The 14,388-nt window shown below is 48.4% G+C and carries 11 protein-coding genes; 8 read left to right on the forward strand and 3 right to left on the reverse strand.

Annotated features, from left to right (window positions below; translation table 11 throughout):
• Positions 1-385: 385 nt before the first annotated feature.
• The 3 genes from DXZ20_RS34625 to DXZ20_RS34635 form a co-directional block, all read right to left on the reverse strand.
• On the reverse strand, positions 386-967 hold the full coding sequence (locus tag DXZ20_RS34625) for a hypothetical protein (RefSeq protein WP_163703078.1): 582 nt from the start codon (positions 965-967) through the stop codon (positions 386-388).
• A 107-nt stretch (positions 968-1,074) separates the two neighbouring features.
• A complete protein-coding gene (locus DXZ20_RS34630; protein WP_163703079.1) occupies positions 1,075-3,822 on the reverse strand; it encodes a DUF7925 domain-containing protein in 2,748 nt (915 codons plus the stop codon).
• 635 nt (positions 3,823-4,457) lie between these two features.
• A complete protein-coding gene (locus tag DXZ20_RS34635; RefSeq protein ID WP_163703080.1) occupies positions 4,458-5,915 on the reverse strand; it encodes a GAF domain-containing sensor histidine kinase in 1,458 nt (485 codons plus the stop codon).
• A 455-nt stretch (positions 5,916-6,370) separates the two neighbouring features.
• Between DXZ20_RS34635 and DXZ20_RS34640 the strand changes: the two genes are divergently transcribed.
• From DXZ20_RS34640 to DXZ20_RS34675, 8 genes are all read left to right on the forward strand, one after another.
• Complete coding sequence (locus DXZ20_RS34640) at positions 6,371-8,383, forward strand: serine/threonine-protein kinase (protein ID WP_163703081.1); 2,013 nt, start codon at positions 6,371-6,373, stop codon at positions 8,381-8,383.
• A gap of 65 nt (positions 8,384-8,448) precedes the next feature.
• Positions 8,449-9,144, forward strand: coding sequence for a dethiobiotin synthase (gene bioD, locus DXZ20_RS34645; protein WP_163703082.1), 696 nt, complete (start codon positions 8,449-8,451; stop codon positions 9,142-9,144).
• Positions 9,145-9,255: 111 nt separating this feature from the next.
• A complete protein-coding gene (locus DXZ20_RS34650; RefSeq protein WP_163703083.1) occupies positions 9,256-10,479 on the forward strand; it encodes a M20 metallopeptidase family protein in 1,224 nt (407 codons plus the stop codon).
• Positions 10,480-10,570: 91 nt separating this feature from the next.
• The gene (locus DXZ20_RS34655; RefSeq protein ID WP_163663926.1) at positions 10,571-11,446 is read left to right on the forward strand and encodes an urease accessory protein UreD; all 876 of its coding nucleotides are present in this window, start codon (positions 10,571-10,573) and stop codon (positions 11,444-11,446) included.
• 126 nt (positions 11,447-11,572) lie between these two features.
• Positions 11,573-11,875: an urease subunit gamma gene (ureA, locus tag DXZ20_RS34660; RefSeq protein WP_163663928.1), complete on the forward strand. Its 303-nt coding sequence runs from the start codon at positions 11,573-11,575 to the stop codon at positions 11,873-11,875.
• 54 nt (positions 11,876-11,929) lie between these two features.
• Positions 11,930-13,009, forward strand: coding sequence for a S41 family peptidase (locus DXZ20_RS34665; RefSeq protein ID WP_163703084.1), 1,080 nt, complete (start codon positions 11,930-11,932; stop codon positions 13,007-13,009).
• Positions 13,009-13,332, forward strand: a complete 324-nt coding sequence (locus DXZ20_RS34670; protein WP_163663939.1) for an urease subunit beta — start codon at positions 13,009-13,011, stop codon at positions 13,330-13,332. The genes DXZ20_RS34665 and DXZ20_RS34670 overlap by 1 nt, the downstream gene beginning before the upstream one ends.
• 265 nt (positions 13,333-13,597) lie before the next feature.
• On the forward strand, positions 13,598-14,383 hold the full coding sequence (locus DXZ20_RS34675) for an SH3 domain-containing protein (protein ID WP_163663940.1): 786 nt from the start codon (positions 13,598-13,600) through the stop codon (positions 14,381-14,383).
• Positions 14,384-14,388 lie beyond the last annotated feature (5 nt).

Here is a 14,388-nt window from a genome sequence, read left to right on the forward strand (position 1 = left end):
CCTGGTTACTTGTCCCCGATCTCGCAGAGCAATCACAAGGAATGACCTCTACGAAATTGTCCATTTTTAACTGGGTTTACTGAATTTGGATTTGGTATCAGAAACCAAGTACTCACCTATCCTGCTAGGAAGAATACCTTGCTCAATGTCTAAGATGTGCAGTCTATCTTCTGAGAGTAACTGAATGGCAGAGATTCCTTTGACCTCAGGGGTTAATCGTCAAAGGTAAAACTGTTAATAAGTTCTTCAGAGAGATATGGGTAGCAATAGAATCCCTAATTGATTCTCCTGTAATAATGAGAGTATTGCTCGATGTAGAAGAATCGTTCTGGAATGAAAGATTTTGTAGGAGGAGAGTTCTCAACTCTCCTCCTCAAGTTTGGGGTTACTGAACCTTCACGTTATAGAATGCTTTAACGGCCTGGGCAGAAGCGAGATCATCGCTAAAGTTCCACTGCACATGAGTATACATATCAGCAGGGGCAGGCTGTTCTTCAACCGTACCATCGGGCAATGTAACTTCGACCATGGGCTCAGCCACAAAGCTCTCACCACCATCAATGCTATAGATAATCTCAGCATTGCCATCAACTTCAGCAGAACTCAGCTCATAAACGGTCTGAGCAGGAATAGGCTGAGTAATGGACAATCCTTTGGCTTCTACATCACCGGAGTTAGAGCCATCTACGGTATAGCGTAGAACATCATTCGGCTGCACAGTGACTTTACCTTCAAGGGCTTCCCAAGAAATTGTCTCTTGGCCATTAGAATTAAGTTCCACAACCTGCTTTGCGGCACTGAGGGTCAGTTTGACCTCAGGACGCAGAACAGCCTGGACAATAGCATCGGTAACATCTTGCAATTGTGCCAACACTGGCTGATTCATTGCAAATGGGACTGTTCCCACCAAGGCAAGGGCACTTAAGCCCAAGAACAAACGCTTCTTTGCAAAAAGACGCTGCATCATAATTACTCTCGTTTAACTTCAAAGATTTTGCAAGGTTCAAGGTTTGACCTTGGAGCAAGGGACAAACTCTATCAGATCATTCCCTTGCTCCAGGGAATGCATCAGACTTAGTTAATACGACGTTCAAACTCAACGTAGCCAGTCTCTAAGGGCTCAATATCACCCTCAATGTCAAAGGCATATTTAGTGCTGTCTGTGTTGTAAGACGTCCCTGAGATTTCAGTCGTTGGTGTAGCCGTGTCTGGGTTAAATGCTGGATTGCCAGTCGTGCCGCCGCCATCGCACACTGGACCACCACTGTAGAACACGACACTGCCTGTGGAGCCATCGTCTAGATTAGTTAAATCCACGGAGCTGGGAACATGACGAGTATCCAGGTCGCCATTTATGTCATTGTCAAAGGCCCAGTTATTGGCGTCTGCAACTGCACCGGAACAACCCAACTCAGTGCCATCCTCAAGGATAGTCAGGTCAGAGGCTGTCAATAGTACGTTGCCCTGCATGGGTGCAATCTCAGTTTCAGAGATATTACGGTAAGTCACCCGATAGCGGATATGGTTACCAGGGGCAGGATTACCCGAGACTGCGGGACCATCTCCCTGAACCACCTGAGCAGTCTTTACTAGCTCCAGGAAGCCTGTGTAAACACGGTCGATGGTGACGTTGGTGGTGGTTGATGCATCTAAACCGGTATCAATGCTAGCTGGATCACTCGGATCGGTGACCTCAGAAACGCCGACAAAGGTGGCTTCAATGGGTACGGGGAAGCTATCGAGCTCGTCGATATTCGTGGGATCGTTGGGTAGATCTACCTCAACACCGTAGTCAAATTCGTCGTCACCACCGGGAAAACCATCATCGGCCCGTAGGGGAACAATTATATCTGGGTCGGCTGGATTGCTCTTAGACCAGGTGCCAGTGGGCTCATCGTACTCGTATTCAACCCGAGTACCATCAGGAGCGATAATTGTGGCTGTCGTCTCATCGGGTAAGTCGGATGGATCCTGAGGTGCAATGGGCTCTAAACGGACCCAACCATCTTCAGTGGTGTTGACTGCCGGATCGGGGTCAGTATCGTTATTGGCTACCGTATTGGTAAAGGACACAACCGGTGGATCACCATCAGAATAGGGTGCAGACTTATTGGTAAAGTCATCGTTGGTGCCAGTGGGACCCACTGCATCAGGGGCACCGTCAGGACCATTCAGGATATCGGGCTCAGGTTCTGATACCAGGGTGACAATGATAGCTTCACCATCACCGTCGGTGTTATCTCCGGTGTTGTCATCACCGGGAACGGTGGGGGTGTCACTACCGGGGTCTACGCCTTTCTCTAGGAGATCAGAAGGATCGCCAATGTGGCCATCGTCTGGTGTGAAGCCCTCTGGTAGAGGTGTGCTGGGGTCATCAATCACTTCAGGATTAAAGTCACTGAAGGTATCCGTATCAGGATCGTAGTTACTGGGGGTGTCATCACCAGATTCATCCAGTACGGGGAAGCTGAGGGACTCATCTTCTGGTGTTAATGGATCATCTACTGCACCAGAACCGACAACCTGGGCAATGTTAGCAACGGTCAAAGGTGTGGCGGTGGGGTCAACGCCGTCAGCCACAACTGTGATTGTGAACCCAGTTACTGCAGGATCGGTGATTGCGATCGCTGTGTTAGCAGGTCCGATGAAACCGACACGTGTTGTTGCCGCTGCCCCTGGATCAGCAATGGTCCAAGTCGCCTCAAGGGCTGTGTCGGTGAGTGGATCGGAGAGGTTACTGGTGGAATAAACAACGGTCCAGCCACCAGGTGCGGTTGCGCTTTGTAGTGATGTGCCAACTGGAATGGCATCGGACACTAACACATGCTTATCTGGCAATCCATTAATGCTGATGGGCTGTAGATCTGCTGCGATCGCATTACTACCTGTCGGCATAGACGCCTGATCTAAAACATCAACTTCCAGGTTGTAGGTAATGGTGTCGTCCGTTGGGCTAGCTCCATTAACGGTATGGGTGCCGATAGACTTCTTAATCTCAACTAAAGGTTGTTGTAGAGGATCTTCACCAATGGTAATCTCACCCGTAGCACTAGCTTCACGTTCACCGTTAGCCGGAGCATCAGGCCCTGCTTCAGAACCGGTTTGACCAGGATCATTGCTGTCTAATGGATCAAGGTGTACACCTGGAGTATTAGTCGAATTCGCAGCATCAGTTGCATCGTTATCATCGGTGAAGACGCTACCACCAGAGGAATCGTAGGGTTGGTTTTGACCGTTACCAGGGGTGTCACCATAGGTCACGGTAACAATATCATCATCTTGGGCACTGGTGGAAACCTGAACAATTACTTGGACATCAAAGGACTCACCCGGTTGGACATCTTCAATATCTGTCCGATTGCTAATCGTTTCTGTTGCAGGGTCGAAATTTCCGTCCTTGTTGAGGTCGGCAACAATGCTAACCACACTGTCTACGGGACCAGTGAAACCTGCTACCGCAGGTAAACTAATGTCAGTTTCGTCGTTACCTACGTTAGTAATTTCAAAAATATACTCTAATTGTTCACCAGGCCCCGGTGGATCTGCATCTGGAGTAACTTCTTGCGCAGCCGTGTTAACAACCGTGATACCGGCAATCTCAGCGACTTCAACCGTTACTGTGTTAGACGTAGAGGTTTGCGGTGTGCCATCGGGATCACGATAGGTGGCAGTGGCAGTGTTACTAATTTGTGTGCCAGCGGCAGTCCCTTCTGCCAACACAATACCCACTAGGTTAAACACACCGCCCATGGCAAGTGCGGATGCAATAACTGGCTTGCAAAGCTGCCAGCTCAGTTTCTTAGACTGTCTATTCTTTGTCATTATTTCTGAGAACCAATGAATAAATTGAGCAGGTTAGAGAACCACTTTCTTGAAATCAAAGGGCTTATTAGGGGGCAGCGACAGATAATTAAGACTGGAACTACTCACTATGAGGGGCAATTCAGTAGTTCTAGACTCAGGAGAATAAAACTCAAGTATACATAAGAGAGTTTTTTGCCTAATTGTCTAAAATTCCCTAAGCTTTCTGCTAATAATTGATTTGGATTATTAGAGAGCTTTCAGGAAGAATCCGTCCAATTTGTATCAAATAAAAAGAGTTTTGTAGCCTTGTTTTTCTTGGTAAAAAAATGAAGATCTATCGCTCTCTTTATTTGTAATTACCCCCCCCACATATATTGGATACCCTTTTCTGTAAAATTTGTAGCTAAGTCACATCACTTATTTTGACAGCTAAAATAACGTAGTTTTACAGATAGGAATATGACTTTTTTGTGGGTTTAAATTATCTTTAAAAGCAATAGCAAATATCTTTGAGATCCTACGTAGGTGTTTTTCCTTGTTTCTTTATGAGGAGGTATCTTTTGTCAGGATATTTACTTGGCACCAAACGACAAAAAGGCAAACCTGTTTAACAGGTTTGCCTTTTTGTCGTTTGGTGATATTGTCGTTTTTCTCTATTCAACCTCAAAGGGGGGGAAACTCACGATATATCGATAACCATGATTAGATGAACCTTGAATCATGATTTCACCGCCATGGATATCGGTTAGCTGTTGACTCAGCAGTAGACCTAGTTCTTGTCGTAAATCAGTGGGTGTAGAGCCTTCTGTGAGATCATTTGTGTCCAATGGAGACAGGTTCTCTACGATCTCAAATCCATAGGTGGTGTCTAACGGTTTTGTTGAGGACAAAAGTTTGTTTTGTTGCCCCCAGCTTAAGACTGATTGAGGCAAGTCGTCTCCTAGCCATGGATTAGAGACCCATATCGCCAGAGTTAGACGCTCGTCTTTGCGAGAGATGTGGAGACGTACGGTGCTACCGCTGGTGGAGGCTTTAGCAATGCTGAGGATGAGGTGATAGAGCAATTGTTTAATAATGCGTTTGTCAAGCACCCAGATGCGCGATCCTGGCTCTACTGTTAGATTAAAATTGATTTCTTGCTGCTTAGATCTTGTCTCAATGGGCTGGAGGCTTTGCTGAGCTAGCATTTCAATATCTACGGGAGCGAGTAGTAACTCCCAGGGGGAATTGTTGAGTGCTCCTAATTCCATAATCTCGTTGGTTAACGAGAGTAGATTTTGACTGCTGTGCAAGACAATGTTTGCATATTCCTGTTGTTTCTGAGTCAGTGGCCCATAAATTTCTCGGCTTAACATGCTAGCCATGCCGGTGATGGCCGTTAGTGGGGTGCGTAGATCCTGAGTAAGCTGGGATATCAAATTTGTGCGCAGGGTGTTGATGCGACTTTGGCGTTGCTTATCTGAGGATGTTAAATAGTCGTTGTTTTCTGTAGGTTGTTGAATCTTTCCATCTTTTAGCCAGCATTGTTTCTCATATTCACTCATTGCCCATCGTGCATTGAGTTCTAGGATCGCTAAATCTTGTTGAGTATATTGATGTGGCATGATATCCATGACCTCCAATGTGCCAATGCAGCACCTTTCAGACGTCATGAGGGGCACCCCTAAGTATGCTTGGACACCATATCTCTGTACCAAAAGACTTGTTCTAAATGCTGGATGTTGAGCGACATCCGATAGCATCAATGACTGACCACTATCTACTACCTGGATGCCAAAGGATTCTATCTTTGGCAGTTCACGGGTAGCAGCTAGCTGATTCATTAACCCTAAGCTAGATAACCCCATGGTGGCTTTGAATAGTTGGTTTTGTCTGTCAAACACACTAATTAAACAGATCGGGGCTGCTAGCAAACGAGAAACGCTTTGGGCTGCTTCTTCAAAAATAGGAATTGGCTTGGATGTATCCAGTCTAAGTTGTTCAATGATACTTAGACGTATTTGCTCTCGTGCCACGGGGGACGTTCCATCCAGTGAACATACGGGGCGATGACCAATGGGTTGTTGATTTGGCTGACTATTTGTTGCAGCTGGGGTAACGCCGTAGTGCATTGCAATACTACTAAAAGGGTGGGATCTTGATGACTACATCGTTCCCGAAACGTTATGTTATTGAACGTTAAAGCCCTATAAAACAAGTAATTTGGATGTTTTACACTGAATCTTTAATCAACTCTTTAAATCGATAACACTATCCATTGATTAATGAAGATAGGGTACTCGACATGCTGATGATGAATACGCTAAAGACGCTGTTGTATGGATACATAATCTATGTAAGCTGAAAGCGTTAGTAACAGCTTCTATGGGTGGCTTGTACAGGACTGCGAATGGCCGGGGTAATGTGGTGTAAAACCGATGCCATTGGTTAGTCATTAGCTAATCAATTTGATAGAGTCTGAAGCGATGGAGCATTGATAGAGCATTGGGGTAGAGTGGTATAGCCTGTCTGGAGCCTCAGACCCCAGGGGTTAATCGTTTGATGTCAACACTTTGGGACGTTTACTATGCAACCTGCCCTAGCCGTCGGCACTCTTTTGCAAAATCGATACCGTATTGTCCGGTTGCTTGGTCAGGGGGGCTTTGGGCGAACCTATCTAACCAAAGATCAGGGACGCTTTGAGGAGGAATGCGTAATTAAGGAGTTCATGCCTCCAGCAGGGGGCGATCGCTTTTCGAGCAAGGCGGCTCAGTTATTCCAGCGGGAAGCCGAAATTTTATATCAGATTAGTCATCCTCAGATTCCTGAGTTTCGTGCAAGTTTTGAGCAGGATCAGCGCTTATTTTTGGTTCAGGAGCATATTGAAGGCCTGACCTATCGGGAAATTTTGCAACAGCGGCCGGGACAGGCATTTTCGGAAACAGAGATCCGGGCTTTTCTCGGACAGTTGCTACCGGTTTTGGCTCATATTCATGCCAAAGGCATTATTCATCGAGATATTAGCCCTGACAATATTATTCTGCGACGCAGTGACCAAAAGCCTGTACTGATTGATTTTGGTGTTGTTAAAGAAGTCGTCACTCGCTTACAGACGGGGACAACGGCTGTGCAAGCGACAACGGTAGGGAAAGCGGGATATGCCCCTAGCGAACAGCTACAGTCAGGGCGAGCTTATCCCAGTAGTGACTTATATGCGCTGGCTGTAACTGTTTTAGTGCTACTGACGGGTAGAGAACCCCATGAGCTATTTGACGATACGACTCTAGGTTGGAAATGGCGGTCGTTTACTCAAGTCAGCGATCAGTTAGCTACTGTGTTGGATAAAGCGTTGAGTTATCGGCCTGGCGATCGCTATCAATCTGTCAGCGATATGGTGCAGGCATTGCAAGGGGGGGGGGCTGCGCCTAGATCTCCTCAAAGTCCTGCGGCCAGAGGGCAGCAGCAGTCGCCAATTTCTGAGATGCGTACGGTTGCAGTGGGCAGCCCCATGGCGACTACAGGGGTTCCAACTCAGTCAGTACCCGCGTCTCGTGCCCCTAAGACGCGGGTGGTAACGTCTACACAACGTCGGGAGACCATGGATAATCCATTGGTCTTAATTGTCCTATTTATAGGTGCAATCATTTTGGCGGGCTTTGGTGGTTGGGCTGTTGTTAATTATGTATTAAAGCCTTCTCCACCCGAGGTGTCAGATGGTGGGGTTCAACCTTTGCCGTTCCCAGAAGATCTAGACGATCAGCCTAGTCAGCCTGATGCGCCTACCCCTGAGCCGTTAGATCCACCGATTGAAGATGGGCCAGCTGACTATACAACTTCACTCGCTCTAGCTGTTGGCGATCCGAAAACTGTTGAAGGAGGAATAAAAGAAGGCGAAACCGTTAACTATCAAATAGAGGCTGAGGTGGGTCAGACCCTGCGGGCAACGATAGAAGGTGAGGGTGTGGTGTTTTCGGTATTAAATGCCGAAGGAAAGGCATTACGCGGTGCTCGCCAAGTATTGGATTGGGAGGGAGACTTACCAGAGGATGGTCTTTATACAGTACAGATTCAGACGACTCGCGGTAGGGAACAGGGAACCTATGAGTTAGGTGTTGCTCTGGAAGGTCTGGCTGATGATGGGGAGACAATTGATGACACACCTGGTGATGAATCATCATCGACTGATCCGTCTGAGGGAGGGGATGCTACGGACGATGGCTCTAGCGATCAGCGGCCTGATGAAGAAGAGGGTGGCGAAGCAGACGTGCAAGAACAGGTATCTACCCAGCGAGTTCAATTTCCCGAAGGGCAGACGGGGACACTGTTAGCCAATTCAGTCGGACCCGGTAGAGTGCAGCGCTACATGGTGAATGCCAACCAGGGACAGGTCATTACCGTGAAAATTACTCAAGCCAGTGGTCCTGTAACCTTCGATGTGACTTTTCCGGGGGGAGAAGCGATTGCTGAGGCTGAAGGGGTGTTGTATTGGAACAGTGTTTTACCTTTGGGAGGTGATTATGCTGTAGATGTGCGAGCTAGCAGTGAGGCGAACTTTACCTTGGATGTTCAAATTGTTGGCCAAGGAACCCAGAGTCCTTAGGGTAGATATTGCCTTTATATTGAAGAAAAATCGTGGGGTGGGTACGACCTACCATTGTGTGAATAGTGAGTGGATTATTAATTGCAGCGACGGATACGGAGTGTGGCAAGACGGTTTTAACCTGTGCGCTGATAGCCTACTGGCAACAGTATTGTGCGTCGCGTCGCCTGGGGGTGTTAAAACCAGTCCAAGCCGGTGAAGGTGATCGTGAATTATTCCAGCAAATATTTAATCTGGAGCAATCGCTTGATGAGTTAAACCCTGTGTTTTATGGGGCTCCATTGGCACCGCCGATTGCAGCCGCCCTAGAGAATACGACGGTAGATTTAGCCCCGGCATGGCAACGTTATATGGTTCTAGATAAAGAATGTGATTGGGTGCTGGTGGAAGGTTTAGGCGGTTTGGGATCTCCGGTAACTAATGAGCTGCTCGTGGCGGATCTGGCCGCAGATTGGCGGTTGCCAGTGGTGTTGGTGGTGCCGGTGAAATTGGGTGCGATCGCAGCTACCGTCGCCAACGTAGCCCTCGCCCGTCAACACCGGCTGCAGCTTCAAGGCATTGTCCTGAATTGCACGACACCCGAAGCCGAAGATAAAGTGGAGCAACTCACCCCACCAGAAATGATTAGTGACCTGACCCGTATTCCAGTGCTGGGGGTATTGCCCCATTTTGACGATCCAACAGACTTGGCGCAGCTGAGTGCAGCTGCGCGTGGGCTGAGCCTTGAAGCCATCATGCCCCAGCCATTTTGGGTGGCTTAATCGTATTGCAAGGCAGTGTTGGAACCAGATATGGTTTGTATAAGGCTTCAGAAGACCTAGCTACGCCAGAATTTATATACTGAGCTTATAACTTGTGTCTGCTAAGGTCCTATGGTTTCAACGCTGCCTGCCAATACGCGAATTTCTAAAGTTCCGCCTCAGGTGCGGGGCAACATTCAAACTCTGCAATCGCACTTGGTGGAGTGGCGGCGTCATCTACATCAGCGCCCAGAGCTAGGTTTTGAAGAGACCATAACGGCTGACTTTATTACTCAGCAGCTGACTCGGTGGGGCATTGAACACCAAACTGGCATTGCTAAAACCGGTATTGTCGCTACTATCCAAGGCTCTCGCCCTGGTCCGGTGTTGGCGATTCGAGCTGATATGGATGCTCTGCCCATACAAGAGCTGAACCAGGTGCCTTATCGCTCACTCCATAACGGCAAAATGCATGCCTGCGGCCATGATGGTCATGTCACCATTGCTTTGGGGACAGCCCATTATCTAGCGCTGCATCGCGATACCTTTGCCGGAACAGTTAAAATGATTTTTCAACCTGCAGAAGAAGGGCCTGGCGGTGCCAAACCCATGATTGAAGCTGGAGTGCTCAGCCAGCCTGAGGTTGACGCTATTATTGGCCTACACATTTGGAATAATTTACCTTTGGGAACAGTGGGTGTGCGCAGTGGCCCACTGATGGCCGCTACCGAATATTTTCACTGCACGATTCAAGGGCGTGGAGGGCATGGGGCTTTGCCACATCAGACCGTTGATTCTATTGTGGTTGGGGCACAGGTGGTGACCGCATTACAAACCATTGTGGCCCGTAACATTAGCCCCATTGAGTCTGCTGTTGTGACCGTCGGAGAATTTCAGGCTGGCACAGCGGTAAACGTGATTGCTAATAGTGCACGTCTCAGCGGTACTGTGCGCTACTTTAACCCAGAGTATCGAGACGTGTTGCCAGAGCGCATGGAAGCCATCATTGCTGGAGTGTGTCAGGCCCATGGTGCCAGCTACCAGTTTGACTATACTCGCCTGTATCCGCCGGTCATTAATGATGCAACCATTGCCGAGTTGGTTAAATCTGTTGCCAGCTCAGTGATTGAAACGCCTGCTGGTGTGGTGCCAGAATGCCAGACCATGGGCGGTGAGGATATGTCATTTTTCTTGCAAGAGAAACCCGGTTGTTATTTCTTTTTAGGATCGGCAAATCCTGATTTAAATCTGGCATATCCCCATCATCACCCCCGGTTTGACTTTGATGAAACAGTTTTAGGAACAGGTGTGGAAATATTTGTACGATGTGTTGAGCGCTTTTGCCAACAGAAATAAACAGGTAGGGGCATTGCATGCAATGCCCCTACCTGTTAGATGCCCGACATGGGGAGAATGCGTTGGGTCCACCATTGAACAGTAAAAACTAATGAGAACAACAAATACAGTTCAATCAGAGCAAGCAACAGCAGAGCCTTGTTGGCGAGGTAGTCTGGATCTTCGCTTCGCCAATATAAATGGCAGAACTTTTCCTGCCAAGAGTTTCAGCACATCTCCATTACGTATTCAGCGACCTTTTTACCCGGTGGCGGCCCCAGGAAATTGTCAAAGTGTGATTGTCCATACGGCAGGGGGAATGGTGGGGGGCGATCAGCTGGATATGGTGATCACGGCTGAGGCTGATACTCAGGTCTTAGTGACCACAGCGGCAGCCCATAAGGTATATCGCAGTCAGGGGGATTGGGCACAGCAGACGATTCAGCTCACGGTTGCCAGTGATGCCTATGTGGAATGGCTGCCTCAGGAGCTGATTTTGTTTGATGGGGGACGGTTTCAGCAATCCCTGAAAGTAGATTTAGAGCCTGGTGGGGTATGGCTGAGCTGGGATATTACTCGGTTTGGGCGCAGTGCCAGGGGAGAGACGCTGACGACTGGACAGTGGCGATCGCAAACCGAAATCTGGCAGCAGGGTGCTCCCCTATGGATCGACCAGCAGCAGCTTTTAGGGGGGTCTGAGGTCCTGGGTAGTCGGAATGGATTAGCTGGATATCCAGTCGTCGGTACGTTTTTGTTATTGGGTAAGTCCATTACTCCAGAACATCTCAGTGCCATCAGAACTCGCCTTAATTTAAAGAGCCTAACGGGGTGTGACGCCGGTGTTACCCAATTAGAACAGGGACTGGTGGCCCGTTACCGAGGCTCCTCTAGTCAAATCGCTCGACAGTATTTTATTGATATCTGGCAATATTTTCGAGCCAAAGTGCTGGACCAGAAAAGCTATATACCAAGGGTTTGGGGAGTTTAATCTGCTTTTGTATTGTCAGGTGGGCACAGCCCACCTGACCTATTATTTAGATAACGTTTAGCTCTAAGTTGACCGCAGCAGATCCTGGTTTAATATCTCTGTTGTGGTTAGTCTCCGTCGCATCCTATGCAACTCACTCCTCAAGAAAAAGATAAGCTGCTGATTTTTACGGCTGCTTTGGTGGCTGAGCGTCGTAAAGAGCGAGGGCTAAAGCTTAACCACCCAGAATCCGTGGCCTATATTTCTGCCGCAATTTTAGAAGGCGCGCGCGATGGCCGGACAGTGGCTGACTTGATGACCTACGGCACAACGTTACTGAACCTTAATGATGTCATGGATGGCGTGGCGGAAATGATTCACGAAGTTCAGGTGGAAGCGACGTTCCCAGATGGTACTAAGCTGGTTACCGTACATAATCCAATTCAGTAGAAGACGTTGCATGCAACGTCTGTACATTCAAAATTCGATTGTTTAGGCGTTTTTATGGTTGAGTCCGATGGTTCTGATGGTTTTATAAGTTCTGGTGGCAGTTTTCAGGATATAGACCTGGATCAGGAAAGTCGTACCCATGTGTTGGAGGCGATTGCTGAGGCCTTAGACCGCTATGCGTTTCCAGAAGCGGCGGCAAAAGCTCAGGCAGATATTCGACAACGGCTGAGCGATGGCGGCTACAGTGACATTGTTAGCGGATATCAGTTTGCAGAAACCCTAACCAATCAGCTGCAAACCCTGACTGAGGATCAGAGTATTCAGGTGTATTTTAGTCCTGCACCGCTGCCAGACTTAAATGCTGATACACCACCGACGGCTGAAGAGCTGGCCTATCAGAAGCAACAAAGCCAGCGTCGTAACTTTGATATCAATCAGGTGGAACGACTGTCAGGCAATTTAGGATTTTTGCAGCTCTATGGGTTTGAACCACCCGAATTTGCTGGGGAAACCTTAGCGGCGGCTATGGCCTTTGTGGCGAATACAGACGGCTTAATCATTGACCTACGTTATAACCGGGGTGGTTCGCCGGGAATGGTAGCACTGCTGTGTAGCTACCTTTTACCCGCTTATCCAGCCGTTCACCTGAGCGATGTGCATTGGCCTTCGGAACAACGCACTCAACAAAGTTGGACATCGGCCTATGTAGGGGGTCCGCGTTACCTGGACCGATCTGTCTATGTTTTGACTGGGCCAGAAACGGCGACAGCAGCTGAGGAATTTGCCTATACACTGAAACAGCTTGATCGGATTACGTTAATTGGCGAAACAACGGCTGGAAAAGCTAATCCAGGAGCTGGTCAGCGGTTACATGACCATTTTTGGATGTTCTTGCCCACAGGGCAGGTGCTTAGCCCAATAACGGGTAGAAATTGGGAGGGTAGTGGCGTATTGCCAGACTTTAAGGTACCGATAGAACTAGCCATGAAAGTTGCCCACTATATGGGATTAACCGACTTAAGTAAAAAGCCTGGAGCCCTGGATCGAGAGCTGGAAGCTGCTCTAGAAACGGTGAAAAAGCAACTTGATCAAATGCAGCAAGATTTAATTAGTCAGCTTGGAGGATTACGATAATGTCTGGTAGTTCTACCGTTGTTCCTGGGGAACTGTTGCCCGCAGCAGGTGACATTGAACTTAATGCCGGTCGCCCAACTGTCACGTTAACTGTGGCTAACAGCGGGGATCGCCCCATTCAAGTTGGTTCGCATTTTCATTTCTATGAAGTGAATAATGCGTTGCAATTTGATCGAGATCAGACCAAGGGAATGCGTCTAGATATTCCGGCGGGGACAGCAGTCAGGTTTGAACCGGGAGATGAGCGCTCTGTAACATTGGTTGCGTTGGCAGGAGAGCGTAGAGTCTATGGATTTAACCAACGGATAGAAGGTAGCGTGTAGGACTGCTAAAAAATCAGCACTTTGTTCAGTGACAACACAACAAAACGTTGATTATGTCTGATATGGGGATTAACTCCTTGAATCAGGAAAATGTCTCCTGGATAGAGCTGCAAATTTGTCCACATCCAGAGCTGTCATTGCTTCGTAGAGGGAACGATTAGTTTGGATGTGATGTGAATGCCGATGTGTTCTGTCTCTGGCGGTATCTGGTCCAACCGGGCGACCACACCTGTTAAATGTGTTCTGAGATTAACTGACGTTGACTATGTTACGACTACACCATTTTGCTGCAATTGCTTGCCTACAAGGGGCATTGCTCTTGGGTAATGTGCCAGTATTGGGGCAAACATCTGATGAAGCTGTAGGGTTACCAGCGGCCATTACGCCTAACTTAGAAGGGATTGTAGACCTTGCAGAGACAGACTTGCCTCTCGGTGTAGGCTACCTATCCCCACGTCGTCGTGCCGGTGTGCAGGCGGATTGGTTGTCGGAGGTGGAACTGCCGCTTTACAGCGAGCCCGGTGGCGATCATTGGGGCTGGATTTGGCAAGGTTGGCTGATTCCCAATGGGCAACAGGCGTTTGCCATTGGTCGTGATGCCAGCTTTACGATGGTTAGTGTAGACCCGCTACTGCTTGCATTCCCTGTGCTAGAAGCCCGTGAAGATGGCTGGTTGCAACTGCAATATACCAATGGTGGCAGTGCGTGGATTCACCGTGAACAATTGGATGATCGCGGCATGGAACTCTCGTTTTATTCCTGGGCAGATCGATTGGCTGAAGCTGATATCGTAGCTTTGAGAAATAGAAATGATGCTCAAGTGTTGCGATCGCAACCCGAACGAGGTCGCAACGTCCTGAGCCTGGTTAGTCCTAGCAGCCTGATCGAACCCTTGGAAGTCAAAGACAACTGGATTCGTGTCCGTGTTACTCGCCCCGCCAATGGCTGTGAGCCCCTAGCGGGTGCTAGTGAGCAAGAAGGCTGGCTACAGTGGCAAAACAACGATGGGGAAGTGTTACTGTTGCCGAGCCGGGACGAATGTGCGGGGTAGAAGGT

The sequence above is a fragment of the Adonisia turfae CCMR0081 genome, assembly GCF_011009555.1.
Classification (GTDB): domain Bacteria; phylum Cyanobacteriota; class Cyanobacteriia; order Phormidesmidales; family Phormidesmidaceae; genus Leptothoe; species Leptothoe turfae.

Excerpts from the sequence above, each read along its gene's own strand:
- DXZ20_RS34640 (WP_163703081.1), top strand. The coding sequence starts at position 6,371 with ATGCAACCTGCCCTAGCCGTCGGCACTCTTTTGCAAAATCGATACCGT.
- ureA (WP_163663928.1), top strand. The coding sequence starts at position 11,573 with ATGCAACTCACTCCTCAAGAAAAAGATAAGCTGCTGATTTTTACGGCT.
- DXZ20_RS34630 (WP_163703079.1), bottom strand. The coding sequence starts at position 3,822 with ATGACAAAGAATAGACAGTCTAAGAAACTGAGCTGGCAGCTTTGCAAG.
- DXZ20_RS34655 (WP_163663926.1), top strand. The coding sequence starts at position 10,571 with ATGAGAACAACAAATACAGTTCAATCAGAGCAAGCAACAGCAGAGCCT.
- DXZ20_RS34635 (WP_163703080.1), bottom strand. The coding sequence starts at position 5,915 with ATGCACTACGGCGTTACCCCAGCTGCAACAAATAGTCAGCCAAATCAA.
- DXZ20_RS34665 (WP_163703084.1), top strand. The coding sequence starts at position 11,930 with ATGGTTGAGTCCGATGGTTCTGATGGTTTTATAAGTTCTGGTGGCAGT.
- DXZ20_RS34675 (WP_163663940.1), top strand. The coding sequence starts at position 13,598 with ATGTTACGACTACACCATTTTGCTGCAATTGCTTGCCTACAAGGGGCA.
- DXZ20_RS34650 (WP_163703083.1), top strand. The coding sequence starts at position 9,256 with ATGGTTTCAACGCTGCCTGCCAATACGCGAATTTCTAAAGTTCCGCCT.
- DXZ20_RS34625 (WP_163703078.1), bottom strand. The coding sequence starts at position 967 with ATGATGCAGCGTCTTTTTGCAAAGAAGCGTTTGTTCTTGGGCTTAAGT.
- DXZ20_RS34670 (WP_163663939.1), top strand. The coding sequence starts at position 13,009 with ATGTCTGGTAGTTCTACCGTTGTTCCTGGGGAACTGTTGCCCGCAGCA.